Here is a 24,893-nt window from a genome sequence, read left to right as displayed (position 1 = left end):
GCGCAATGTGTGTTCTCTTGACGTTAGAACTTGATATTCGCCGTCAAGCTGAACGAACGGGGCTGGCCTGGCGTGTAGCGGAAGCCGGACTTGTTGATGGCCGCCACATAGGTCTTGTCGGCCAGGTTGTAGGCGTTCAGCTGCAAGTCCAGGTTCTTGTTGACGGTGTACGTTGCCATGGCGTCGAAGACCCAGTAGGCATCCACGCGGGCCGGCGTGCCGACGGCGCCATCGGTGCCGCGCAGCATTTCACCCACGTAACGTGCGCCGCCGCCGATCTTCAGGCCGAAGGGCAGGGTGTACGAGGTCCAGCTGGTGAACGCCTGTTTTGGCGTGTAGCTGAGGTTATTCACGCCGCTGGCCGTGACGACCTTGCCCGACTCGACCTTGGTATTCATGCGCGTATAGCCGGCGCTGACCAGCCAGTTCGGCATGATCTCGCCCACCACGCCCAGTTCCAGGCCTTCCACGCGTTTCTTGCCGGTTTGATAGTAAATGGTGGGGATCACAGGATCCTGTTCCACTTCATTCTTGACGGTGGTCTGGTAGACGGCGGCCGAGAACGACAGTTTTTGCTTCAGGAAGTCCCACTTGGTGCCGATTTCCTTGGTGAGGGTTTCCTGCGGGTCATAGCTCGGGTTTTGCGCGCTGCTGGCGCCGCTGCTCAGGGCGAAGTTGACGCCAGGCGGCGCTTTCGACGTGGCCAGCAAGGCATACACGCTGCTGTCCGGCGTGGGCTTGTACATGGCCGAGATCTTGCCGTTGGCCAAGGTGTCGCTCAGGGTCAGATGGGTCGGAATTGGCGTGCCCACTGGCAATGGCTGCACCGCGGGCGCCGTCACGGCCGTTTGCAGGGTGACGGCGTCATACGTGGTGTTGAAGTGGTCGAAACGCACGCCGCCGTTGAACAGCCACTTGTCGCCGAACTTGACGGTGTCGAACACATACAGGCTTTGCGTGTTGACTTCGCCTTCGGTGAAGGCACCGCTGCGCACGGGCTTGTGGCCGGTAACGGGATCGCGCGGGTTCGGGTGGTACAGATTGGCGTCCGGCAAGGTGCCCAGGCTGGCCGGCACATAGCTGTAGTTGGTCTGCTTTTCGCTGGTGAATTCGGCGCCGGCCACCAGGGAGTGCTTCAGCACGCCCGTGTCGAATTGCGCGCTGACCACGGTCTGGTTGGTCAGAATCGTGTTTTCCTGGTCCTTGACGGTGCGCAGCGAGCGCGCCAGGGTCCAGGTCGACGGATCGGTGGCGACCGGCGTCTTCAGGTTGGCGGTGCTGCCCATGAAGGCCGACAGCAGGTAATCCTGCTTGGTCTTGCCATAGCGCGTGGTGTTCTGAATTTGCACGGTGGGCGAGAAATCATGGTCGATGCGCAAGGTGCCCATGTCGGCCTTGACCTTGTCGTAGTCGGACGTGGAACCGTAGAAATTCTTCGGATCGACCTTGGCGGCGCCATTCAGGAAGGTGCGGATGACCGGGTTCGTCTTCGTGATGGTGTCCGGCGTCGAGTAGCCTGGCAAGCCGATGGTCGGCACGCCGCCGTCGGGCACATTGTTTTGGTCCACGTGCAGGTAGCTGGCCGTGATGCGCGTCGGTTTGCCGATGCCGAAGGTGACGGTGGGCGCGAAGGCCCAGCGCTTGTTGGTGACTTCATCGCGCGCCGGGTTGCCGCTGTCCTGCGTCATCAGGTTCAGGCGCAATGCCGTGCCCGAGTCGCTGTCGAGAACGCGGTTCCAGTCGGCCGTGGCGCGTTTCTGCTTGCCGCTGCCCGCCGTCAGCAGGGAATTGAATTTGTTTTCCATCGTGGCCGTCTTGCTGACCAGGTTGATCGAGCCGGTCGGCGAACCGCGGCCGCTATCGGTGCCCGCCGGGCCCTTCAATACGTCGATCTGTTCGATGTTGAAGACGTCGCGCGAGATGGAGCCCACGTCGCGCACGCCATCGACATAGATGCTGCCGGACGAATCGAAGCCGCGCATGTAGACGGCGTCGCCCGTGTTCGTGTTGCCGTTTTCGCCGAGGAAGAAGGTGCCCACGCCCGGCGTGTTGCGCAGCGCGTCCGTCAGGGTCAGCGCGCCTTGCTGTTCGATCAATTCCTTCTTGATCACGACGATGGTTTGCGGCGTATTGACCAGCTCTTCCGTGTATTTTGGCGACGAGGCTTTTTCGGCCTTGAAATCATTTTCCTTGGAGCCCACGACCTTGATTTCGTTCAGGGTTTGCTGCGATGCCGGGGCGCTTTGACCGGCCGGGTCGGCCGCCTGGGCGGCGACGGGCAGCAGCATCACGGCCAGGGCGGCGCCGATGTGCTGGTTGAAACGGGTTGGGGCGTGTTTGCGGCTCTTGATTGCCATCTTGCTCTCTCGATAAGGTCAGGGTAGTGGTTCCTGGCTGGCGCTGCGCGGCGGTGCGGTGGCACGCGGGCAAGTGACTGGCGATGGACGGGTTGGCAGACATTGTAATTATTGGGCACTAATTCGTAAATGAGAATCGTTATCAGTCTCGTTTACGCAACGAATTAAGCGTACCGCAAAAAAAACACTGTGATGCCGCATGAATGCTTGCCTTGCGGCCCAGTCGCTGCTACGCGCGCAGGCATCCGGCGGCCGGAGTATGATGAGCAACCTTTACAAGCGACCTCCAGCATGCTCCAGACTCCCGATGCCTTCGTCCCCCTGATCGACACGCCTGAACCGGCCCCGGCCGCCACCGAAACGCTCGCCTTCGTCTTTCACCGCGGACGCCTGCTGTTGCGTACACCCGATTTGCTCTTGCCCACGGCCGCCGAGGCGGCCGCGCTCGGTATCGACCTGAGCCGCGCCCAGCCCGTGGGCTGGTGGCAGGGCCGCTATTGCCAGACCGTCTGGACGGATGCGGAATTGCTGCCCGCCGACAGCCCCCTGGCGTATCACGGCATGCGCTCGCTGTTCAATGCCGTCGACGATACCTTCCTGGGCCTGGCCAGCCGCGCCGTGCAGCTGGCAGAGTGGGCGCGCACACACCGCCATTGCGGCGTCTGCGCCACGCCCATGCAGCGCACGCGCGGCGAACGCTGTTTTACGTGCGCCGCCTGCGGCATGCTGGCGTACCCGCGCATCTCGCCCGCCATGATGGTGCTGATACGCAAGGGCGAGCAGGTGCTGCTGGCCATGCATAAAAATTCGCCGTCGCAGCGCTTCAGTCCGCTGGCCGGTTTCCTGGAGGCGGGCGAATCGATCGAGGAAGCCGTGCACCGCGAAGTGATGGAAGAGGTGGGCTTGCGCGTGCACAACCTGCAGTACTTCATGAGCCAGTCCTGGCCATTTCCCCATTCGCTGATGATCGCGTTTACGGCCGATTATCTCGATGGCGAGATTCGCCTCGACGAGAACGAGATCGCCGAGGCGCGCTGGTTCGGCCCCGGCGATGCGTGGCCGGAAGCGAGTTCGAGCGTGTCGATCTCGGCGCTGCTGGTGGGCGCGCACCGGCCGCCGGCGCAGCCGTAAACCAGAGGCTGCTCAGGCAGCCTGCCGCATTTTCTATATACTGGCGGCAATTGAAAATTTTAGGGTGGTTTAGCATGTCTCAAGAAGAATTCTCCGAAAACGACTGGCGCCGGCTGATCAGCAGCTTTGGTGAAGATCCGCAGCGTCCTGGCTTGCTGGAAACGCCGGCGCGCGTGGCCAAGGCGTGGAAGCACTGGACGTCCGGCTATGGCCAGGATCCTGTGGACTTGCTGAAAGCCTTTGAAGATGGCGCGGAACAGTACAACGAACTGATCGTCGTGCGCGGCATCCCCGTCTACAGCCATTGCGAACACCACCTGGCGCCGTTCTTTGGCAAGGCCACCATCGGTTACGTGCCCAACGGCAAGATCGTCGGCCTGTCGAAACTGACGCGCCTCGTCGATTGCTTCTCCAAGCGCCTGCAAGTGCAGGAACGCATGACGATGCAGATCGCCAACGCGCTGATGGAAGTGCTGGAACCGAAATCGGTGGGCGTGGTCGTGCGCTGCCGTCACCTGTGCATGGAAAGCCGCGGCATCCGCACGCCGGGCGAAGAAACCATCACCTCGGCCATGCTGGGCGAGATGCAGCCGAATCTGGCGCTGCGCACGGAATTCCTGGCCCTGGCGCGCGAAAGCTGATTGTTTTAAGCGACGATGCGGGACGAAGGCGGCATATGCCGCCTTTTTTCATGCGCGTCCCGATTCCTGTTCCGCCAGGTAGCGGGCCGGCGGCTTGCCTACCGCCTTGCGGAACATGGTGACAAAACCGCTGGTGTTTTCATAACCGAGTTCCAGCGCCACCGCTTTCACGCTGTGGCCTTGCGCCAGCCGTTGCAAGGCCAGGATGACGTGCAGTTGCCGGCGCCAGCGGCCCACGCTCATGCCCATTTCCGCCAATGACAGCCGGGTCATGCTGCGCTCGCTCATGCCGATGCGGCCGGCCCACTCGGCCAGGGTGCCTTTATCGGCGGGCTGCGCCAGCAGCAGGGCGGCCAGGCGGCGCAGGCGCGCATCGCGCGGCATCGGCAGATGCAAGTCTTCCACGGGCGCGACCGCCAATTCATCGAGCAGGGTGGCCACCAGGCGTTCCTGCGCGCCCTGCAGCGCGATCAGGGTGGGAAAACCGGCCGCCTTGGTGATGAGTTCGCGCAGCAGGGGCGAGACGGCCACGGTGCAGCAGACGGCCGGCAAGGCCGGCGCCGTGGCCGGCTCGATAAACAGGCAGTAGCACTCGGCCTCGCCCACGCCCTGCGCCGAATGCATCAGGCCGCCCGGTATCCAGACGGCGCACTGGGGCGGCACGATCCACACTCCACTTTCTACTTCGCAATGGATCACGCCCCGCGTGGCGTACAGCAGCTGCCCCTTGCGGTGCTGGTGCGGCGCCTGCTCCGCATCCTCGGGCACGCTGGCCAGGCCCACGGCCAGCAGGGGCCGCAGCACGCCGTCGACGTCGAAATCGAGGATGGAGGCATCGTCGTCCAGACCCAGGTGGGCCGTCAGCATGCTGGGCAAGAGAGGATGGGGCATGGGAATACTTTGGCTGGATTGAACAATATTGTGGCTATTGTATGCAATGACGTCGGGCACCGTCACCGGTATCGTATGGCTATCCGCAGCCCCGCTTCAACGGCAACCGCCGCCGCCAGAGTTCTGATGAAGGCCAGGAGGAACGGCAACCCCCTTGAAGGAGTCCCCATGCAACTCGATATCACCGATTTCCCCCTCGTCTGGATGCGCCGCGATCCTGCCGCAGAGCGCCACGACGAAGCCTTGTTCGCCCAGTTCGAATCCCTGCTGGCGCGCCAGCAGGCGTTTGTCATCCTCAGCGAAGAAGGCCTGGACGAGGAGGGCCATGACCATCCGCAGGAAGAGCGCAAGCGCGCCGTGCTGTGGATGAAGCGGCACAAGGCTGCCCTGCGCGCGTACATCCAGGGCATGGTGCTGGTCGAACCGAGCGCGGCCAAGCGTCTGGCCGGCAAGGCCTTTGCCGTCATGTTCGGCCAGTTCTGGGGCTATCCCCTGCATTTCGGCACCAGCCGCGACGACGCGCTCGACATCGCCCGGCATTTGATCAGGGCGTGGCTGCCGCCGCAGCTGCCGTCAGGCAACGGCAGCACAGCCATGCATCAGTAGCGATAATCGTTGACGAAATGTTTTGTGAAGTTGTACTTGCTGCCGCCGTCGAGCAAGTCGACCAGGCGTTTCGGCGCCGAGGCCGACATGAAGGCGTCGGCGGCGCCGCCCGTGCTGCGGAACTTCATGCCCGGGCTGAGGATCTGGTTGGCGCCGATTTTCAGGTGCTGGAAGCTTTTCGTCTTTTCGTTGTTGAGGATGAAGTGCAATTCCTGCTTGAACGTCAGGAAGGGGATCTTCAGCCACCAGCCTTCGTCCGTGCCATAGCTGGCAACGCTGGCAAAATGCGTGTTCTTGTCCGTCAGCGTGGGTTTGCCCAGGCGGTCGTTGATGCGTTTCATGGCTTCATTCTTGGTCATGCTGTTCTTTCGTGATTCGGTCTATGCGGTGTGCATTCTGACACAGGCGCGCCGCCGCGTGCCATGGAATGCCTCAGAGTAGCAAAATCAGCGAGCCGAGCACGATCAAGCCGCCGCCGGCCGCCGCTTTCAGGGTGAACGGCTCGCCCAGCACCAGCCAGCCGGCCAGCATCACCAGTGCCACGCTGAGCTTGTCGACGGGCGCCACCAGCGAGACGGGGCCCAGCTGCAGCGCGCGGAAATAGCACAGCCACGACAGCCCCGTGGCCACGCCCGAGGCGATCAGGCAGGTCCAGCCCACCCAGTTGCCGCCGCTGGGGCGCTGCCACTCCGCGCGCAGCGAGATGATGGCCGCCGTGACCAGCAGGATGACGCCCGTGCGTATCAGGGTGGCCATGTTGCTGTTCAGATGGGCCACGCCCAGCTTGCCCAGGATGGCCGTCAGGGCCGCAAACACGGCCGACAGGATGGCAAAGCCTTGCCAGGTAAACGTGGTCGACATGGGACTTCCTGCGCGGTAAGGAACTGCAGTGACTGTAGCGCAAAAGAAAGGCGGCCGCTGGCCCCTTTTTTATTGCAACGCAACATCAATTCTCATCAATTGTCGCAACGCATTAACAACACCGGGCAAAATTCATTGCTTCCCGGCATTGTAAATATCGGTCGTTCAAGCGTATGCTGGAGACGTCTGAACGGTGCCGCCAGAGCACCGTCGCCGCCGCATTCCTGGCCTGCAGAGCTGGAAGCGGGCCACGCCCCTTCGCCGCACAATAGAGAGTTGGAGACACAGCATGAAGAAATTGACGTTCCAGCAGAAGTTATGGATTCCCCTGATTTGCAGCCTGTTGTGCATCACCGTTATTTTTGTCTACAACGCCCTGGAAATTCGCAATATCCGCATCGAAGAACGCAGCGCCGACCTGAGCAATGCCGCCGACCTGGGCCTGGGCGCCGTCAAGATGTTCGGCGACCTGGCCGCCAGCGGCGCCCTGACGAAGGAAGAAGCGCAAAAGCAGGCTACCGCCGTCATCAAGAGTATGCGCTTTGGCGAGACCGGTTATTTGTCCATCATCAACCTCGATGCCGTCGTCGTGATGAATCCCGCCGCGCCGCAAACCAATGGCAAGAACATGTCGGATTTTAAAGATGCCAACGGCACCTATCTGTACCGCGACATCGTTGCCGTCGGCAAGAGCGATGCGGGCAAGGGCTTCGTCCACTATTATTTCCCCCGTCCCGGCCAGAAGAATCCGGAACCGAAGATGAGCCGCGTGGTGGCTTACAAGCCATGGGCCTGGACCCTGGTGGTGGGCGTGTACATGGACGATATCGACGCGGCCTTCCGCCAGTCGCTGATCACCTCGCTGGGCGTGCTGCTGCTGGTGTGCGCGCTGCTGGCCGCCGTCGTCGTGGCGATCAACCGCAGCCTGCGCCATGCGCTGGGCGGCGACCCTGAATATGCGGCCGACGTGGCGGAAAAGATCGCAAACAACGACTTGAGCGGCAACGTGCGCACGCATGCGAACGACCGCCACAGCGTGCTGTACGCGATGAAAACCATGCAGGCCAACCTGGTCGACGCGATCAGCGAAATCCGCCACAGTGCCGAGACGATCGCCACGGCATCGAGCGAGATTGCCAGCGGCAATATGGACTTGTCGGCGCGCACGGAAATGCAGGCTAGTTCCCTGGAAGAAACGGCAGCCTCGATGGAGGAATTGACCTCGACCGTGACGCAGAACGCGGGCAACGCCGTGCAGGCGAATGAACTGGCGCAGTCCGCTTCCGCCGTAGCCCGCCAGGGCGGCGCCGTGGTGGCGCAAGTGATCGGCACCATGGACACCATCAACGCTTCGTCGCGCAAGATCGTCGACATCATCGGCGTCATCGACGGCATCGCCTTCCAGACGAATATCCTGGCCCTGAACGCGGCCGTGGAAGCGGCGCGTGCGGGCGAGCAGGGCCGCGGCTTTGCCGTGGTGGCGTCCGAAGTGCGCAACCTGGCGCAACGGTCCGCCGGCGCGGCGAAGGAAATCAAGGAACTGATCGGCGCTTCCGTCGACAGCATCGCGGCCGGCAGCACCCTGGTCGCCCAGGCGGGTACGACGATGGATCAGGTGGTGGCCAGCGTCTCGCGCGTGACCGACATCATGGCCGACATCACGGCCGCCTCGCACGAGCAAAGCACGGGCATCGGCCACGTCAACCAGGCGATCACGGAGATGGATAGCGTGACGCAGCAAAATGCGGCGCTGGTGGAAGAGGCGGCGGCAGCGGCGTCGAGCATGCAGGACCAGGCGGCCGTGCTGGCGCAACTGGTGGCGCGCTTCAAACTGTCGGCGCAGGAGCCGGGAACGGCGCCGCGCCTGGCGGCAAGCTCGGCTGGCGCGCCACGCGCCGTGGCGAAAAAGCCCCTGCGCAGCCTGGCGGCGCGCTGATTTACTGGGCTGGCGCCGCTGCTGGCGGCGCCGGTTCGAATTCCAGCTTGTCATCGACGACCACGAATTGCCCGACCGGCTGGCCCAGGTCGGCTTTCGGGTCGTTTTCCATTTCCGTCAGCTCATTGCAGGTCTTCGTTTCCGCCTGCCACAGCTGCTTGCCCATGCGGATATTCCACACGCCATCGCCGGCCGCGAACAGCTCGACCTTGATGTCGGCCGGCGCATCCGTCGACAGCGTATGCAGGCGCTGGCATTGCGGCAGGTTGGTCGCCATCAGCTGCACTTCCACGGTATCTTGCCAAAAATAACGCTGCTGGCGGCGCACGGTCAGGGAATGGTCTTGCCCATCGAACATGTAGATGGCGAAGTCCTGGACACAGCCTGACAGCAGGACGGACAGCGTGACGATCAGGAGTTTGCGCATGGTCGGCTTTCTTTGTTTGTGCTCTGGAATGTCGGGATGCCTGCGTGACGGCGCTGGTGCATGCTTGCGCTGCCGGGGCGCCGTCTTGTTTTCCGCTTACGTGGCATTATATCCATGCATATCAGTTGCGGCGCGACAATAGTTCTGCCAAGTGCGCCTGCCCCTACTCATCTACCTGGAAAGACCACGATGATCGACCTGTATTACTGGACCACGCCCAACGGGCACAAAGTGACGATGTTCCTGGAAGAAGCGGGCATCCCCTACAACATCATTCCCGTGCATATCGGCAAGGGCGAGCAGTTCAAGCCCGAGTTTCTCGCCATCGCACCGAACAACCGCATCCCTGCCATCGTCGACCAGGCGCCGGCCGATGGCGGCGCGCCCCTGTCCCTGTTCGAGTCGGGCGCGATTCTGCAATACCTGGCCGAGAAAAGCGGGCAATTCCTGCCGGCCGACGTGCGCGGTCGCGCCGAAGTCATGCAGTGGCTGTTCTGGCAAATGGGCGGCCTTGGCCCCATGGCCGGGCAAAACCACCATTTCGTGCAATATGCGCCCGAACCCATCGATTACGCCATCACGCGCTACGTCAACGAAACCAACCGCTTGTATGGCGTGCTGAACAAGCGCCTGGCGGACCGCGCATTCGTGGCCGGCGACAGCTATTCCATCGCCGACATGGCGATCTACCCGTGGATCGTGCCGCACGCGCGCCAGCGCCAGAAGCTGGAAGACTTCCCGCACCTGGCGCGCTGGTTCGCGGCCATCGCCGCCCGTCCCGCCACCGTGCGCGCGTATGCGCGCGCGGCCGAGATCAACGTGCAGCCCACCGTCAGCGGCGACGCGAAAAGCGTGCTGTTCGGACAGACGGCGAAGACGCTGGGCTGAGCAACGGTCAATTTCCCCGATACGTGGAAAAGCCGAAAGGGCTGAGCAGCAGCGGTATGTGGTAGTGCTGCTCGGTCTTTTCCACGTGGAATTGCACGGGGATTTCCGGGAAGAATGTTTCCTGTTTCAACCGCGCATAGTGTTCGCCCGTCTTGAAGACGATGCGGTAGTCGCCCGCCTGCATGGGTTGATTCTCCGGATACATGGCCGCGATGCGCCCCTGCGCATTCGTCACGGCGCTGCCCAATTGTTGCCAAGCGTCACCTTTTTTCTGTTCCAGCGTGACCGTCACGCCCGCCGTCGGCTGGCCGCTCTGCAGGTCGAGGATGTGCACGCTCAAGGGATTGGCGGCCAGCGCCATGCTGGACAGGCTGGCGAAGGCCAGGGCGGCGGTGATTTTTTTCAGATAGGTCATCGTGTTGCTTTCAGGGTGAGGGGAGATCGAGTTCGGGCATGGCCGCCAGGGCAGCCTGGGCGCAGGCCCGGTCTTGCAGGGCGCCACCGCCGCCGGCGACGCCGATGGCGCCCGCCACCTCTCCCTGGGCCAGCAAGGGCAGGCCGCCGCCCAGCAGCAACAGTTCCGGCACGGTCGTCAAATTGGCCATGTCGGGATTGCCGCGCGCGGCCAGGGCCAGCGCCTGGGTATCGTTTTTCGTCGACAGGGCCGTGTAGGCCTTGCGCCGGCTCGCTTCCGTGTTGTGCGGCCCCACGCCATCGGCGCGCTGCACGGTCACGAGATTGCCACCACGGTCGAGCACGCTCACGGCGATATGCCGGCCTTGCGCCTGGCACGCGGCGATGGCCGCATCGGCCAGCTTGTTGGCCGCCGCCAGCGACAGGTCATTGACCTTGCGCAATTGCGCGTAGCTGGGATTGGCCAGCAGGCACAGCAGGGTACTGCCGAACATCAGGGTTTTCATCTGGCCTCCATGGAAAAGAATGGCGCCAGTATGGCCAGTGTTGCCCTACGAGAAGATGATCGCCGCATGACATTTTTATCATCCGCGGTGCCCGGCGCGAGGCGTAGAATGGTCTTATATTCCCCATAGAAAGCCGCCATGCGCATCCTGGTCATTGAAGACGAACCGAAGACGGGCGACTATCTGCTGCGCGGCCTGGCCGAGTCCGGCTTTACGGTGAGCCTGGCGCGCAATGGCCGCGACGGCTTGCACATGGCGAGCACGGAAGCGCCCGATTTGATCGTGCTTGACGTCATGCTGCCCATCATGGATGGCTGGCAAGTGCTGCGCGCGTTGCGCCTGCAAGAGGGCGGCGCCGATGTGCCCGTGATTTTTCTGACGGCGCGCGACGAGGTGCAGGACCGCGTCAAAGGGCTGGAACTGGGCGCCGACGATTACCTGGTGAAACCGTTCGCCTTTGCCGAACTGGTGGCGCGCATCCGCACCCTGCTGCGGCGCGGGCCGCCCCGTGAAGATGACGTCATCCGCATCGGCGACATGGAAATCGATGTGATGAAACGCAAGGTCAGCCGGCAAGGCCAGCGCATCACCCTGACGGCCAAGGAATTTGGCTTGCTGCATTTATTGGCGCGGCGCCAGGGCGAAGTCCTGTCGCGCTCCATCATCGCCTCGCAAGTGTGGGACATCAATTTCGAGAGCGATACCAACGTCATCGATGCGGCCATCCGCCGCCTGCGCAGCAAGCTCGACGATCCGTTCGAACCCAAGCTGATCCACACCTTGCGGGGCATGGGCTATGTCTGCGAATTGCGCGCGCCCACGGTGCCTGACAACGGCGCCGCCGCATGAAGCTGGCGCAACTCCGCCGCTCGCTGACCCTGCGCGTCACGCTTGTGTTTGTATTGATCGTGGCGCTCGTCTCGGCCGGCTTGGGCATGCATCTGTACCGTTCATTTGTGGTGGAAATCGAGCGCCGCGACGATATTTTATTGCTGGGAAAATTGCGGCAGATTCAGCAATTACTCGGCAATGCGGGCACCCTGGACATCATTCGCGAGCGGCCCCAGTATTTCCGCGACACCATGAGTGGACAGGAGAATTCCCTGGTGCGCATCGTGCGGGCCGATGGCACGCGTTTGATCGATGTCAATCCGAACGGCGAGAACGTCGTGCATGCTGTTCCCGTGGCCGTCGATGCGCCCGTGACGGCTGCCGCCATCGTCAGCTGGACCAGCCGCGACGGTTATCCGGCCCGGGTGGTGGCGGCCAGCGCGCGCATCGGCGATCCCGCACAGATGGCCGATATTTTCGTCGCCCGGGTCTACGGCGACCGCACGGCCATGTTTGCCGCCTACCGCTGGCAGATTGTCGTGTCCGTCGCCATCAGCGCGCTGGTGGCGGCGCTGCTGGCCAGCGTGATGCTGCTGCGGGGATTGCGGCCGCTGCGCAATATCGCCGCCCATGCGGCTTTGGTACGGCCGGGCAAGCTGGAGCAACAACTGGAGGCGCGCGGCGCGCCGTCGGAACTGTTGCCCCTGATCCAGGCCCTGAACGCCATGCTGGCACGGCTGCAGGAGGGGTACGCGCGGCTGTCGCAGTTTTCCGCCGACCTGGCGCATGAATTCCGCACGCCCGTCACCAATCTGCTGGGACAAAGCCAGGTCATGCTGGCCCGCCCCCGCAGCGCGCCCGAGTATGAACAGCTGGTATCGTCGAATGTGGAGGAGCTGGAGCGGCTGTCGCGCATGATCGACAGCATGCTGTTTCTGGCGCGCGCGCAGCAGGAAGAGATGGTGATCGTCAAGCAGACCTTGCCCGTGCAGGACGAGTTCTTGCGCCTGGCCGATTTCTTTGAAGGCCTGGCTGAAGAGCGCGAGCTGGCGCTGGCCTGCCACGGCAGCGGCACGGTAACGGCCGAGCCGCAACTGCTGCGCCGCGCACTGGGCAATTTGCTGTCGAACGCCATCCGCCATGCGGCGCCGGGCAGCACTGTTCTGTTGCGTTCGCACGCGACGAACGAGGGCGTGGAATTGAGCGTAAGCAACCTTGGCCCCGCCATCCCCGCGCGCCACTTGCCCCACCTGTTCGAACGCTTCTACCGCGCCGACCCGGCCCGCAGCGACTCGGCCGCCTCCACGGGATTAGGGCTGGCCATCGTCACGGCCATCATGCAATTGCATGGCGGCAGCGCGAGCGTGGCGTCCGACGCGGCCGCCACGACGTTTACCTTGGTTTTCCCGGTGCAGCAACGTAGGTCGGATTAGCGGGGCGTAGCCGCGCGTAATCCGACAAGAGCGGCCAACAATGTTGTCGGATTACGCGCTCAAGCGCTAATCCGACCTGCGCCTGCCAATCAGCCCATCTCCACCAAAAACTCATGCATGCCCGTATGCGGCAATTGTGCGCACGCGGGCGCAAAATGCGGCAACTGGCCCCACAGCAACGGATTGCCGACGATGTACACATAATGCTGCGCGCGCGTGAGGGCCACGTTGAGCAAATTCGGCGTGGCCGCCGCCCATTGCGCGGCGCCCACCGTGCTGTCGTCGGCGCCGAGGACCAGCATCACCACGCTTTGTTCCTTGCCCTGGAAGGTGTGCACGGTGCCCACCATCTGGCTGCTCCACTGGCGCAATTCGCGCGCCGTCGGCGCCTTGCCGTAGCCGAGGCGGCGGTCCCAGTCCATGTCCATGATGCGCGAACGCAATTCGTTGCGCACGGCCTTGAACGGCGTGATCACATACATGTCCGGCAGCTTGCCGTCGCGGCGATACAGTTTCAATAACACTTCCAGCACGAAATCGAGCTGCACCGGCACCACCTGCTTGTAGCTGACGGGACCAAGAGCGTCGATCCAGCGGCTCGGTCCCCGCGTCAGGCCCCGCGCGCCGGCCGGCGGCGTGCGCTCGGCCAGCCCGTAGACCATCTTGTCCTCATACGCGATGCTGTTGGCCAGCGAAAACATCGGTTCCACGCAGCGGCGGTGCACGCGCAGGGGGCTGCCGATCCACAGGGGCTGGGCGCTATTGGCGCCAACCAGCGCGCCATAGCGGTTGGCCTTGTCGGCCAGTGTCTGCACGGAAACGCTGGTCGGCGCATAACTGCCATCCTGCGTATGCGGCGACAGGGCGGACAAGGTTTGCACCAGGCGGCCCGGCACCGTAAACACGGGCTCGATCTGCAGCGGGTCGCCCACGACGACGGCGCGTTTGGCGCGCCACAGGCTGCCCAGCGCCGCTTGCGGCACGGCCTGGCCCGCTTCATCGATGAACAGCCAGCCCAGCGATTCGGGACCCATGGCCTGGAACTGGCGCGCGAACGAGGCGAACGTGGTCGACACGACAGGCACCACCATGAACAGGCTGTGCCACACCATGGCGACGTGCGACTGGTCGTAGGCGCGCTTGTTCTTGAGCAATTTCGACACGGCCAGCAAGTTGCCGCCAAAGCCGGGTCCGCCCTTCTTCGCCACTTCCGCCAGCCACGCTTCATGCAGGGCAAGGGCCTTGGCGAACAGGCGCGAGCGCAGGCGCGCCAAGGCCGGTTCATGCCACAGGCCGCCAATTTGCAGGGCGTCGCCGTCCAGCTCGTCCAGGGTCGCCGGTGCGAGGATGGTGGGGAAGCGCATGCGCGCGCGGCGCAGCAGTTCCGTGCTGTCGTCCCATTCGCGCTGGCGCGATTGCGCCGTGCGCAGGGCGATGTGCAGGCTGTTGCGGGCCCGCTCGCAGCGCGGCTCCAGCTCGCCCTTCAGCAGCAGCTTGATGGCGGACACGTCGCGCGCCGCCTGGCGTTGCGCTTCGGCATTGGCGACGACGGCCTCCTTGTAGGCGCGCGCCGGTGTGGTGCGGAACAGGCGGGCAAAGAAGCCCGGCTGCGTCAGCGCCACCAGGCGTTCTTCTTCCAGCAATTCCTTCTTGCTGGCGAGCAAAGTGTCCTGCTGCGCCAGTGCGCCGGACAGGGCGCCATTCGCCGCATCCATCTCTTGTTCGGCAGCAATCAGCGCCTGCTGGCTGGCCTGCATGAAATCGGCTTCCGTGCAGGTGCCCACGGCTTGCCACAGGGCCGCGTACTGGGCGTGCTCGGCCAGGGCCTTTTCCACCACGTGTTCCGTCTCGCGGAACTCGCGCGCCGCCTGGGCGAAGCTGACGCCCTGGTAGCTGGCCAGCCACTGGCGGATATTCTGCGCGTTCGGCGTCTTGCGCGCCGTGGTTTTATCCCAGTCGTCGTCGTAGAAATTGCTGATGAAGCGGCGGCGGTTGGCGCTATTGCCCAGCGCGCAGGACATCAAGCCCCATGGCGCTTCCGTGTCGCCCAAGGCGCGGTTGGCGCCATTGCCATCGGCCACCACGCGGCGCGCCACGCTTTCAAAGTAACGCGTGCGCGCCCATTCCTTGCCCAGCTGTTTCGGTTTCGGCAGGTCGCCGGAAATGTTTTCCACCGCTGCATTGTTCGACGAGGCGACGACCATTTCAAAGCCCGTCAGTTCCGGGCGCAAGCGGGCGATGGTGATCGGGTCGCGCACGCCTTCGAAGGCGACGGCTACCTTGCCGATGAAGGCGTCGCCGGCGCGGTCCAGGCAGGACAGCACGGCTGCGCGGCGCACGATGTTGTCGGCGAACAATTCGCGCAGCAAGGTCGTCTTGCCCGTGCCGGGCGGGCCGTTGACGGAAAAGATGCCGCGCTCGCTCAAGCCCGTGCGCGCGCCGTGGATGGCGAACTGCTGCATCAGGCTCATGGCGTAGCTGGCGTCTTCCAGCCAGTGGCCGCGGTTCATATTGCCCGGATTGAGCATGGCGGCCAGCGCCTGGCGTCCGGCCGGGCTGTACAGGTCGATGCGCTCATCCTGCGCCAGCGGCGTCAGGTAGGCGGCGACCGTCGCGGGCAACTTGCCCCCACGCAAGGCGCGGATGATCTGCTCCAGGTCATCGAGGTAAAAACTGTTGAGGATATCGATCGATGGTTCCACCGCGTCGCCGAAGTCCAGGCTGCGGTTCTGGCTGGCCTCAGCCAGGTCGCCTTCCGCCGCGGCCGCGCGTTTCTTGCGCGTGCGCAATTCCAGCACGGCCAGCGGCTGGCCGGCGGACGGGTGGAAACCGGCCCAGTCGCGCAGCAGGTCGGCCAGGGCCGCGATCTCCATGCCGGACAGGGGCGACGAGACATTGCCCGCTTCGTCCGTTATCTGCTGCGCCGCGCGGCTTGCCGCGAAGTTGCGCAGGCTGTCCTGCAGCGCCAGCTGGCTGTCGCTGAAGGCGTCCAGGCTCAGGCCGGACCAGTCCGGCGTGCGGGCGCGGCCCAGGGCCCACGGCAAGGTCGACACGGAGACGGGATCGAACTGCGGCTCGCCCAGCGCATTGAGGTTCAGGCGGGCAAAGCACGAGCGTCCCAGCAGCTCTGTTTTTTCTGTTTCGGCAATGTTTTCCGGGCCGTTGGCCGGCGGGCAAGCCTTGTTGATTTCGGCCTTGTCGAACACGCCGAGGAAGAGGGCGAAGCCGTCGATTTCGCGGTCGGAAGGCACAGGCCATTGCGTGGCGAACTGCGGCGGCAATTGCGCCAGCTGTTCGCGGTGGAGGAGACGCACGGTGGACTGGTCTTCAACGTCCGTGATTTGATTCAGGTCAAACGGGATAAAGAATTCGATCTTGTGCCAATACTCCAGGATAGCCAGGAGGCGCTGCTGTTCTGCCTGATTCATGATGACCAATATTTTGTAAAGCGAGCGAGGATTGTAAAGCGTATGCGTGCTGCACGTTTTGCACTTTTGTCTATTGCGCGGGCTTTGCCGCAAAAAAAGTGGTATTGGCGGACGAAAAAAAGCCAGGCAGCAACTTCCTGCCTGGCTTTCGCGTGGGGAGGACGTTGCTAATCGTTAAAACTCTTCCCATTCGCTCTCGGCGGCGGCGTTGCTGCGGCGTGCCGGCGCGGCCGCCACGGCCTTGCGCGCGGGGGCCGGGCGGGCTGCGGGGCGCGCGATGGCAGGCGCTGCTGGCGTGGCGCGCACAGGAGTCAGCTTGCTTACGCTGGCGACATGGTTGCCGGTTTTAAAGAAGCCCACCACGTGCGCCAGCTCGCCCGCCTGTTCCTGCATGCTTTGCGAAGCGGCCGCCGCTTCTTCCACCAGGGCCGCGTTTTGCTGCGTCACTTCATCCATCTGGGCAATGGCCATGTTGATCTGCTCGATACCGATGGTCTGCTCGTGCGTGGCGGAGGTGATTTCTCCCATGATGTCGGTCACGCGCACGATGCTGTCGACGATGTCGCCCATGGTCTGGCCCGCTTCATTGACGAGGCGCGAACCCGTGTCCACGTTGGCGACGGAGGCGGCGATCAATTCCTTGATTTCTTTCGCTGCGCCAGCAGATCGTTGGGCAAGATTGCGCACTTCCGTGGCCACCACGGCGAAGCCACGGCCCTGTTCGCCCGCGCGCGCCGCTTCCACGGCCGCGTTCAAGGCAAGAATATTGGTCTGGAAGGCGATGCCGTCGATGACGCCGATGATGTCGACGATTTTCTTCGACGAGTCATTGATGGTACCCATGGTGTCGACCACTTGCGAGACGATGCTGCCGCCGCGCACGGCCACCTCGGATGCGCTTTTCGCCAGCTGGTTCGCCTGGCGCGCATTGTCCGCATTCTGCTTCACGGTCGAGGTCAGTTCTTCCATCGACGAGGCTGTTTCTTCTAGGGAACTTGCCTGTTCTTCCGTGCGGGACGACAGGTCGAGGTTGCCGGCGGCAATTTCGCTCGATGCCGTGGCAATCGCATCCGTGCCGTGGCGCACTTGCGCCACCACGCCCAACAGGCTGTCGTTCATGGCCTTCAGGGCGCCCAGCAGGCGGCCCGTTTCATCGCTGGAGTTGACGACGATGTGCGACGACAAGTCGCCAGAGGCCACCGTTTCGGCCACGGCCACGGCCGCGTTGATGGGGCGGGTGATCGAGCGCGTGATGATCCAGGCCACGAAGGCGCCCAGCAGCACGGCCACGCTGCCCAGGATGATCATGGAGGCGCGCGCGCTGGTGCTCAGCGTTTCGGCGTCCGTTGCCGCCTGCGCCGCCTGTTCGGCCTCATACGCGACCAGGCTGTCGAGCGCGCCCAGCACGCGTTTCAGGCTCGGCGCCGCCTGTTGCGTCAGGAAGGCGATCGCTTCGTCCGTCTGGCCCGCATTGCGCAGCTCGATGACCTTGTTGTTCAGCGGCGCGCCCGCTTTCAGGGCCGCGTCGAGTTCGGCCATCAGCGCCGTTTCCTTGTCCGTCGAGATTTTCTTTTGCAAGGTTTCCTTGGCGGCACCGTATTTCTTGCGCGCTTCGCCGATCTTTGCCAGTTCCGCCTGCACCAGCGCTTCCGTCGGCGCCACCACCACGCTGGTGATCGCCAGGGTAATGTTGCGCACGTTATCGCTCATGGTATTGGCCGCCGCCATCTTGACGTTCTTGTCAGCCACGATGTCGTGGGTGCGTGCGCTCAGTTGCCCCATGGAATACAGGCCGACGAGCAAGACGGCCACCAGCAGGCCGAGGACGACAGCAAACCCGATCCCGAGCCGGGTGCCGATTTTGAATTGTGTGAGTGACATGATTGCTTTCGTATTGCGGTGTGGTGAGGAAACGTCGACAGGCCGTGGCTACGGGTTAATACGTATGGGCGGCCAGCCTGTAATTGTTCCTCAAAATTCCGCACTGCAATACAAAAACTTGTATCAAGTCCGCGAAAAGTTTAAAAACTGCTAGCAAATTAAATAAGTTGTCGTGTGGAAACAACGAGCGCAAGCGCAGGAAACATCAGTGCTCGGGAAACACGTGGGCAGCGAGGAAGTCGATGAAGGCGCGCAGTTTCGGCGTCAGGTGGCGGCTGCTGGGCCACAGGATGCGAAAGGCGCCGTCGTGCCGGCGGTGCGCGTCCAGCACCGGCCGCAAACGGCCCGCCGCCAGCGCCGCACGCACGGCAAAGTCGGGCAGGGCGGCGATGCCCAGGCCGCTTTCGGCAAAGTGCAGCAGGGTGTCGACGTTGTTACAGTTGAGCACAGTCGGCAAGCCCGCCGCGTGCAGGGCATTCCATTCGGGCAAGGGCCATGCTTCGACCTTGCCGCTGCTGGGAAATTTGTACAGCAAACAGGTGTGGCGGGCCAGGTCGGCCGGCAGCTCCGGCGTGCCGTGCTGCGCCAGGTAGGCGGGCGCGGCCACCAGCTGGAGATGGAACTGGCCCAGCTGGCGGCTCATCAAACGGCTGTCGGCGCTTTCTCCCGCGCGCACGACGGCGTCATATCCCTCTTCGATGACGTCGACCCGGCGGTCGCTGAAATCGAGGTCGAGCTCCACCTGCGGATAGGCGCGCGCGAACGCGGCCAGCACGGGGTTGAGCAGGCTGCCCACCAGCGGCAGGCTGACGCGCAAGCGGCCTTGCGGCGCGCTCTTGCTGTTCGATAACTCCAGCTCGGCCGCTTCGATTTCTCCCAGGATGCGCCGGCAGCGCTCGAGAAACACGGTGCCTTCGCTGGTCAGCGCGATGCTGCGCGTGCTGCGATGAAACAGGCGCACGCCGAGGCGCTCTTCCAGCCGCGCGATGCTCTTGCCCACGGCCGAGGCGGAAATACCGAGCACCCGGCCCGCCGCCACGAAACTGCGCATTTCCGCCGCCTGCACGAAGGCCGTGAATCCCGCCAGGTTATCCATGGTTTCCCTTTTGATTGCGGATGCCAGCGTCCGCACAGACAGAAACTATAGCCTATTTTTCTTTGATCACGTCTGGCTTACCTTGGCAGCCTGATCATTTGAAAGGCTACATCATGATGTACAACTTCTCTCTTGCGGCCTTGTCCGCTCGCATCGATCCCTTGCTCGATGCCGTGCTGCAGCAGCAGCGCCTGGCGGGCGCCGTGGTGCTGGTGCGCCAGCGCGGCCAGGACGTGTACCTCCGTGCGGCCGGGCACCTGGACCGCGAGGCAGGCACGCCCATGGTGGAAGACGCCGTTTTCCGTCTGGCGTCCGTCAGCAAACCCATCGTCTCCACGGCCGCACTGGCGCTGGTAGGGCAGAACCGCCTGGGCCTGGACGACCCGGTGGCGCGCTGGCTGCCGTATTTTGCGCCGCGCCAGCCGGACGGTACGGTGGCGGCGATGACCGTGCGCCATTTGCTCACGCATACGGCCGGGCTCGACTACGGCTTTTTCCAGCCACCGGGCGGCGCGTATGCACGGGCGGGCGTATCGGACGGCATGGATGCGTCCCGTATGTCACTGGAAGACAACCTGCGCCGGCTGGCCACGGTGCCGCTCGCGTCTGCACCGGGCGAACGCTGGGCGTATTCGATCGCCACCGACGTGCTGGGCGCCGTGATCGAAGCGGTGACGGATCTGCCGCTGGCGCAGGCTGTGGCACAGCTGGTGACGGGGCCGCTGGCCATGCGCGACACGGGTTTTATCAGCACGGACGCGGCGCGTCTGGCCGTCGCGTATGCGGACCGCGCGGCGGGAGAAGCCCGGCCGCGCCGTTTGCGCGATGCGGGGGAAGACCATCTGCCGTTTCTCGACGGCATGGCAGGGTTTGTGCTATCTCCGGCGCGCGCGCTCGATGCGCAGGCGTACCCGTCCGGCGGCGCCGGCATGGTGGGTTCCGCCCCCGACTTCATGCGCCTGCTGGAAACCCTGAGACTGGGCGGCGCGCCGCTGCTGCCGCCGGCGCTGGCGCGGCAGATGGGAGCAAACCAGACGGGCGGTTTCGACTTGCCGTTCTGGCCGGGCCGGGGCTTCGGCCTGGGTTTTACCGTCTTGACGGACCCGCTTGCCGCCGCCACGCCGGAAGCGGCGGGGACGTGGCGCATGGGCGGCACGTATGGTCACTCGTGGTTTGTTGATCCTGCGCAAGAACTTTCCGTGGTGGCGTTCACGAATACGGCATTGGAGGGCATGGCGGGGCCCTTCGTGACGCAACTGTGCCAGGCCGTGTATGGCACCGGGACGCTGTCATGACGCGCCCGCACCCCATCGTCTTTCTCGCGCTGGGCCTGTTCGGCGTGTATTGCATCGAGTTTGGCGTGGTCGGCATCTTGCCGATGATCATGCAGCGCTACGCCGTGACGGCGGCGCAGGCGGGTTCGCTGGTGAGCCTGTTCGCGCTGGTCATCGCCGTGGGCGGTCCCTTTCTCGTCCTGCTGGCCACGCGCTGGCGCCGCAAGAGCGTGCTGATCGCCTCGCTGCTGGTGTTTGCCCTGGCCAGCGTGGCCTCGGCGTATGCGCCGCGCTTCGGGCTGCTGCTGGCGCTGCGCATCGTGCCGGCCCTGTTCCACCCCGTGTATTTCTCGCTGGCCATGGTGGCCGCCGCTGCCCTGTATCCGCCACGCGAGGCGGCAAAGGCCGGCGCGCATGCGTTCACGGGCACCAGCATGGGCATGGTGCTGGGCATTCCGCTCACCACGTGGATCGCCGCGCAAGTTGGCTACGAGGCATCGTTCCTCGCCTGCGCCCTCGTCAATGCGCTGGCGGCGCTGGGTTTGTACCTGTTCTTGCCGGACACGCCGCGCGAGGCGCCGCTGGCGTATGGCCGCCAGCTGGCCGTGCTGCGCAAACCGGCCCTGTGGTTCACCATTGCCGCCGCCGTGCTGGTGTTTGCCGCCATGTTTGCCGTGTATGCGTATGCGGCCGCGTATCTGCAGCAGGAAGCGGGCTTGTCGGCGCGCCAGACGGGGCTGGCGCTGGTGGTGTTTGGTATCGGTGGCGTGGCGGGCAATCTGTTCGCGGGGCGCCAGCTGGGCACGCACGTGCTGCGCACGGTCTTGCTGCAGCCCGTGCTGCTGGGGCTGGCGTACTGGCTGCTGTATAAATATGGGGGCGGCGGCATCGGCTGGCTGGCCCTGGCTGTGTTGCTGCTGTTCTGGGGCGCCGCGCATACGAGCGGATTGATCGTCACGCAAGTGTGGCTCAGCAGCGAAGCGCGCGAGGCGCCCGCGTTTGCCATCGGCGTGTATATCGCCGCCATCAACCTGGGCGTGACGGTGGGCGCGCTGGCCGGCGGCATGGCCATCGAGTCCTACGGCATGCGGGGGGCGCTGGCCTGCGGCGCGCTGCTGGGAGCGCTGGCGCTGGCCTTGATCGGGATCAAGGCGTGGTTGTACCGTCCGCCCTCAGTCCTCGATATGGTTGGGGATGCGAAACAGTAGATCCGTGTCGCCGATGTCCACGCCCGCTTGCGACAGCAAGGTGCTGGCCTGGCCCCGGTGGTGCGTCTGGTGGTTGAAGAAATGCATGAGCAGGCTGAAGAATTCGCGCCGGTTCGGCCCCTTGCTGTTGCGGTAATCGAGCAAATGGTCGAGGTCTTCTTCGCGGATGGAGGCGGCCCAGTCGACGATGACCTGGTCCAGCCACAGCCGGTGCGCATGCATGGCGGCAAAATCCTCGGCCGCGAACAGCGGCTGCGTGAGCGACGCGGGCGGCGTGATGGCGCGGATGGGGTCGAGCAGGGGGAAACCGGCCGGATGTTTCGCGTAGCGCTGCAGCCACAGCGTATCGCCCACCATCACGTGGTTCAGGGTGGCCAGCAGGGAGCCGAAGAAGGCGCCCCGCTCGCGCTGCAGCTCGCCGGGCGGCAGGTTGGTGGCCGCCGCGTAGACCTTGGCATTCATCCACTGGTTGTAATCGGCCATCAGGCAAATGTGGGCGCAACGGCTCATGCTGGACTCCTTCAGTGGATGAATGACAATATTAAACGGACTTCAGGAACGCGCGTATGCCGGCCAGCAGCATTTCAATGGCCATCGCCGTCAGGATCAAGCCCATCAGGCGCTCGAACGCCGTCATGACCCTTGGACCGAGCGCCCGCTGCAGGCGTTCTGCGCACAGGAAGACGGCCAGCCAGACGACGGCCACGGCCGTCAGCCCCGCCACGTGGGCGATCACTTCATTCATTTCATGCGAGGAAAACAGCAGCACGGTGGCCAAGGCCGACGGGCCGGCCAGCGCGGGGATGGCCAGCGGCACGATGAACGGCTCGCCGCCCATTTCATGGTCGCTATTGCCCGCGTTCGGTTGTGGAAACACCATGCGCATGGCGATCAGGAACAAAATCACGCCGCCGCCGATGCGCAGCGCCACTTCCGACAATTGCAGGGCGTTCAGGAAATGGCGACCGAAGAACATAAACAGCAGCAAGATGCCGAAGGCGATCAGGCATTCGCGCACCACGACTTTCCAGCGCCGCTCGATCGGTACCCGTTTCAGGGCGTTGACGAACAGGGAAACGTTGCCGAACGGATCGGTGACGAGCAAGAGCAGGATAAATGTCTGGAAGAAATTCTGTGTCATGGTGGTGTGATAGAGGTCAACACCGCTGCCAGGATGGGCGCGGTGCGATAAGGCTTGCGATGATAACAAGAGCGGCGCTTATCGCCCATGATTATTGATGCATAGCAGCATTTTTTTTACGCGGCGATGACTTTTGCCTGGTAAAACGCCGTCGGCGTGGTGCCGAAATGCTTTTTGAACATGGCCGTAAACGCGCTCTGGCTCGTGTAGCCATTGTCCATCGCCACGTCGATGACCTTGCTGCCGCGCGCCAGTTGTTCCAGCGCCCGCAGCAGCCGCGCCTGCTGGCGCCACTGGCCGAAGCGCATGCCCGTCTGTTTCTGGAACAAACGGTGCAGGCTGCGCTCGGCGATCGCCAGTTCCTGCGCCCAGTGCGCCACCGTCAGCTGCTCACCCGGTTGCTCCATCAGGCGCGCACAGATGCCGCGCAGGCGCGCATCCACGGGTAACGGTAAATACAGGGGCAGCACGGGCAGGCTGTTTAGTTCGTGCAACAGCAATTGCAGCAGATGCCAGTCGCGGCTGCCTTCCGCGAAGTCGGGTGCGATGTCGACGGCCGCCACGATCAGTTGCCGCAGCAGGGGGCTGATGTCGAGCACGCAGCTATGGCACGGCAGCAATGGCGAGCTGGCGCAATCGATGAAGACGGTGCGCATTTTCACGGCGCCGCTCATGCGCACCTGGTGCGCGATGCCGGGCTGCAGCCATACGCCGCGCGTGGGCGGCACCACCCAGCGCCCGCCCTGCGCCTCGATGGTCATCACGCCCTCGATGGCATACAGCAATTGCGCATGCGTGTGACGGTGCACGGAAATCACGTGGCCATGCGCATAGTCGACGGCCAGCGCCATGGCGCGCGCCGTGACGGGCAGCAATTCCTGAAAGGCGGGGGAGGTGCAATCCATAAAAAGAGCGTCAGTTTTGCGATAGGTATGGACATCTTAGCGCGAGAAGGCGCGGCGTGCCTGCGGCATGATGGTTCCCCGCAACTATTCCTGGAGCTACGCATGCCTGTGCGCGCCTATCTGTATCCGTTTCTGGCCATGCTGCTGTGGGCCGGCAACGTCGTCGTCTCGAAGCTGGCCGCGTCCAGCATCGCCCCCACTGCCATCACCTTTTATCGCCTGGTGCTGGTCTTGCTGGTGATGACGCCGTTTATCGCCCGTCCGCTGTGGCGCAACCGTCATGCGCTGCGCCGCCAGTGGTGGCAGCTGGCCCTGTGCGGCCTGATGTCGATGGCGCTGTTCCAGAGCCTGTCCTACCGCGCCGCCGAATCGACGACGGCGACGAATATGGCCATCGTCACGGCGCTGGCGCCGCTGATGACGGCACTGCTCAGCGTGCTGCTGCTGGGCGAGCGCCTGACGCTGGGCATGGCGGCCGGCGGCGTGCTGTCGTTTGGCGGCCTGCTGTACCTGGTGGGGCGCGGCGACGTGCTGGCCTTGCTGCAGCAGGGCGTGCATGCGGGCGATGCGCTGATGCTGCTGGCCTGCCTGAGTTTCGCCCTGTACGGCGTGCTGCTGCGCCGCTGGCGTCTGTCCATTCCCGCCTGGCAAGCCATCTATTGCCAGGCGCTGGCGGCCCTGGCCTGCATGCTGCCCCTGTTCCTGCTGCTGCCGCCCGGCAGCGCCAGGCTGGATGCCACCACCTTGCCCCTGATCGGCTATGCGGGCATCGGCTCGTCCATCGTGCTGTCCTATCTGTGGATCGAAGGCGTCAAACTGCTGGGGCCGAACCGCTGCAGCATCTACGTCAATCTGCTGCCCCTGCTGACGGCCTTGCTGGCCATCGTCTGGCTGCACGAAAGCATGCATCTCTATCACCTGGTCGGCGGCGGCATCTCGCTGCTGGGCGTGCTGCTGGCGCAGACGGTGCAGCGGCCTCTGTGGCGCCGGCGTGCTGGGGTGTCCGGTCTTGCCTGATGGCCATGCATAATGGCGGTT

At 64.1% G+C, this 24,893-nt stretch carries 23 protein-coding genes; 10 read left to right on the top strand and 13 right to left on the bottom strand.

Going from position 1 to position 24,893, the window contains the following annotated elements; genetic code table 11:
* Window positions 1–23 precede the first annotated feature (23 nt).
* Window positions 24–2,357: a catecholate siderophore receptor Fiu gene (locus AC1RJW_RS27490; protein WP_493047710.1), complete on the bottom strand. Its 2,334-nt coding sequence runs from the start codon at window positions 2,355–2,357 to the stop codon at window positions 24–26.
* Window positions 2,358–2,648: 291 nt separating this feature from the next.
* Here AC1RJW_RS27490 and nudC point away from each other — a divergent pair, with 291 nt between their 5' ends.
* Together nudC and folE are read left to right on the top strand one after the other, a co-directional pair.
* Window positions 2,649–3,488: an NAD(+) diphosphatase gene (gene nudC / locus AC1RJW_RS27485; protein ID WP_493047709.1), complete on the top strand. Its 840-nt coding sequence runs from the start codon at window positions 2,649–2,651 to the stop codon at window positions 3,486–3,488.
* 74 nt (window positions 3,489–3,562) lie between these two features.
* Window positions 3,563–4,129 carry a GTP cyclohydrolase I FolE gene (gene folE, locus AC1RJW_RS27480; protein ID WP_034754386.1) on the top strand — a complete coding sequence of 189 codons (567 nt, stop codon included), beginning with the start codon at window positions 3,563–3,565 and terminating at the stop codon, window positions 4,127–4,129.
* Between the two features lie 48 nt (window positions 4,130–4,177).
* On the opposite strand, the gene AC1RJW_RS27475 is transcribed toward folE, so the two are convergent.
* Window positions 4,178–4,996, bottom strand: a complete 819-nt coding sequence (locus AC1RJW_RS27475) for an AraC family transcriptional regulator (protein WP_493047737.1) — start codon at window positions 4,994–4,996, stop codon at window positions 4,178–4,180.
* A gap of 192 nt (window positions 4,997–5,188) precedes the next feature.
* Here AC1RJW_RS27475 and AC1RJW_RS27470 point away from each other — a divergent pair, with 192 nt between their 5' ends.
* On the top strand, window positions 5,189–5,626 hold the full coding sequence (locus tag AC1RJW_RS27470; protein WP_493047708.1) for a hypothetical protein: 438 nt from the start codon (window positions 5,189–5,191) through the stop codon (window positions 5,624–5,626).
* On the opposite strand, the gene AC1RJW_RS27465 is transcribed toward AC1RJW_RS27470, so the two are convergent.
* The gene (locus AC1RJW_RS27465; protein ID WP_034781254.1) at window positions 5,620–5,985 is read right to left on the bottom strand and encodes a hypothetical protein; all 366 of its coding nucleotides are present in this window, start codon (window positions 5,983–5,985) and stop codon (window positions 5,620–5,622) included. The two genes, AC1RJW_RS27470 and AC1RJW_RS27465, sit on opposite strands and share 7 nt — an antisense overlap.
* A 73-nt stretch (window positions 5,986–6,058) precedes the next feature.
* The gene (locus AC1RJW_RS27460; RefSeq protein WP_086139382.1) at window positions 6,059–6,487 is read right to left on the bottom strand and encodes an EamA family transporter; all 429 of its coding nucleotides are present in this window, start codon (window positions 6,485–6,487) and stop codon (window positions 6,059–6,061) included.
* 289 nt (window positions 6,488–6,776) lie between these two features.
* On the opposite strand from AC1RJW_RS27460, the gene AC1RJW_RS27455 reads away from it, so the two are divergent.
* Entirely contained in the window at window positions 6,777–8,423 is a 1,647-nt protein-coding gene (locus tag AC1RJW_RS27455; protein ID WP_493047707.1) for a methyl-accepting chemotaxis protein, read from the top strand.
* Window position 8,424: 1 nt separating this feature from the next.
* On the opposite strand, the gene AC1RJW_RS27450 is transcribed toward AC1RJW_RS27455, so the two are convergent.
* Window positions 8,425–8,850: a hypothetical protein gene (locus AC1RJW_RS27450; RefSeq protein WP_493047706.1), complete on the bottom strand. Its 426-nt coding sequence runs from the start codon at window positions 8,848–8,850 to the stop codon at window positions 8,425–8,427.
* A gap of 189 nt (window positions 8,851–9,039) precedes the next feature.
* Here AC1RJW_RS27450 and AC1RJW_RS27445 point away from each other — a divergent pair, with 189 nt between their 5' ends.
* Entirely contained in the window at window positions 9,040–9,738 is a 699-nt protein-coding gene (locus AC1RJW_RS27445) for a glutathione binding-like protein (protein ID WP_326456790.1), read from the top strand.
* Window positions 9,739–9,745: 7 nt separating this feature from the next.
* Here the strand turns inward: AC1RJW_RS27445 and uraH are convergent, their stop codons facing one another.
* Both uraH and AC1RJW_RS27435 read right to left on the bottom strand, forming a co-directional pair.
* Window positions 9,746–10,153 carry a hydroxyisourate hydrolase gene (uraH, locus tag AC1RJW_RS27440; RefSeq protein WP_070291935.1) on the bottom strand — a complete coding sequence of 136 codons (408 nt, stop codon included), beginning with the start codon at window positions 10,151–10,153 and terminating at the stop codon, window positions 9,746–9,748.
* A 10-nt stretch (window positions 10,154–10,163) separates the two neighbouring features.
* The gene (locus tag AC1RJW_RS27435) at window positions 10,164–10,658 is read right to left on the bottom strand and encodes a GlcG/HbpS family heme-binding protein (protein WP_493047705.1); all 495 of its coding nucleotides are present in this window, start codon (window positions 10,656–10,658) and stop codon (window positions 10,164–10,166) included.
* 138 nt (window positions 10,659–10,796) lie between these two features.
* Here AC1RJW_RS27435 and AC1RJW_RS27430 point away from each other — a divergent pair, with 138 nt between their 5' ends.
* Together AC1RJW_RS27430 and AC1RJW_RS27425 are read left to right on the top strand one after the other, a co-directional pair.
* A complete protein-coding gene (locus AC1RJW_RS27430) occupies window positions 10,797–11,507 on the top strand; it encodes a heavy metal response regulator transcription factor (protein WP_493047704.1) in 711 nt (236 codons plus the stop codon).
* Entirely contained in the window at window positions 11,504–12,922 is a 1,419-nt protein-coding gene (locus AC1RJW_RS27425; RefSeq protein ID WP_493047703.1) for a heavy metal sensor histidine kinase, read from the top strand. The genes AC1RJW_RS27430 and AC1RJW_RS27425 overlap by 4 nt, the downstream gene beginning before the upstream one ends.
* A gap of 89 nt (window positions 12,923–13,011) precedes the next feature.
* Here the strand turns inward: AC1RJW_RS27425 and AC1RJW_RS27420 are convergent, their stop codons facing one another.
* The 3 genes from AC1RJW_RS27420 to AC1RJW_RS27410 form a co-directional block, all read right to left on the bottom strand.
* A complete protein-coding gene (locus AC1RJW_RS27420; protein WP_493047702.1) occupies window positions 13,012–16,350 on the bottom strand; it encodes a DEAD/DEAH box helicase in 3,339 nt (1,112 codons plus the stop codon).
* Between the two features lie 174 nt (window positions 16,351–16,524).
* On the bottom strand, window positions 16,525–18,231 hold the full coding sequence (locus tag AC1RJW_RS27415) for a methyl-accepting chemotaxis protein (protein WP_493047701.1): 1,707 nt from the start codon (window positions 18,229–18,231) through the stop codon (window positions 16,525–16,527).
* A 205-nt stretch (window positions 18,232–18,436) separates the two neighbouring features.
* Window positions 18,437–19,327: a LysR family transcriptional regulator gene (locus AC1RJW_RS27410; protein WP_493047700.1), complete on the bottom strand. Its 891-nt coding sequence runs from the start codon at window positions 19,325–19,327 to the stop codon at window positions 18,437–18,439.
* Between the two features lie 116 nt (window positions 19,328–19,443).
* Here AC1RJW_RS27410 and AC1RJW_RS27405 point away from each other — a divergent pair, with 116 nt between their 5' ends.
* Both AC1RJW_RS27405 and AC1RJW_RS27400 read left to right on the top strand, forming a co-directional pair.
* Window positions 19,444–20,622, top strand: a complete 1,179-nt coding sequence (locus AC1RJW_RS27405; protein WP_493047736.1) for a serine hydrolase domain-containing protein — start codon at window positions 19,444–19,446, stop codon at window positions 20,620–20,622.
* Window positions 20,619–21,809 carry an MFS transporter gene (locus AC1RJW_RS27400; protein ID WP_493047699.1) on the top strand — a complete coding sequence of 397 codons (1,191 nt, stop codon included), beginning with the start codon at window positions 20,619–20,621 and terminating at the stop codon, window positions 21,807–21,809. Before AC1RJW_RS27405 ends, AC1RJW_RS27400 begins: the two co-directional genes overlap by 4 nt.
* Here the strand turns inward: AC1RJW_RS27400 and AC1RJW_RS27395 are convergent.
* The 3 genes from AC1RJW_RS27395 to AC1RJW_RS27385 form a co-directional block, all read right to left on the bottom strand.
* The gene (locus tag AC1RJW_RS27395; protein ID WP_493047698.1) at window positions 21,774–22,319 is read right to left on the bottom strand and encodes a DinB family protein; all 546 of its coding nucleotides are present in this window, start codon (window positions 22,317–22,319) and stop codon (window positions 21,774–21,776) included. The two genes, AC1RJW_RS27400 and AC1RJW_RS27395, sit on opposite strands and share 36 nt — an antisense overlap.
* Before the next feature lie 31 nt (window positions 22,320–22,350).
* Entirely contained in the window at window positions 22,351–22,950 is a 600-nt protein-coding gene (locus AC1RJW_RS27390) for a MarC family protein (RefSeq protein ID WP_034781292.1), read from the bottom strand.
* A 116-nt stretch (window positions 22,951–23,066) separates the two neighbouring features.
* A complete protein-coding gene (locus AC1RJW_RS27385; RefSeq protein WP_493047697.1) occupies window positions 23,067–23,855 on the bottom strand; it encodes an AraC family transcriptional regulator in 789 nt (262 codons plus the stop codon).
* A gap of 102 nt (window positions 23,856–23,957) precedes the next feature.
* Between AC1RJW_RS27385 and AC1RJW_RS27380 the strand changes: the two genes are divergently transcribed.
* Complete coding sequence (locus AC1RJW_RS27380; protein ID WP_493047696.1) at window positions 23,958–24,872, top strand: DMT family transporter; 915 nt, start codon at window positions 23,958–23,960, stop codon at window positions 24,870–24,872.
* Window positions 24,873–24,893 lie beyond the last annotated feature (21 nt).

This window comes from Janthinobacterium sp. GW822-FHT07A03 (genome assembly GCF_058798815.1).
This window is presented reverse-complemented; position numbering and strand designations above follow the sequence as displayed.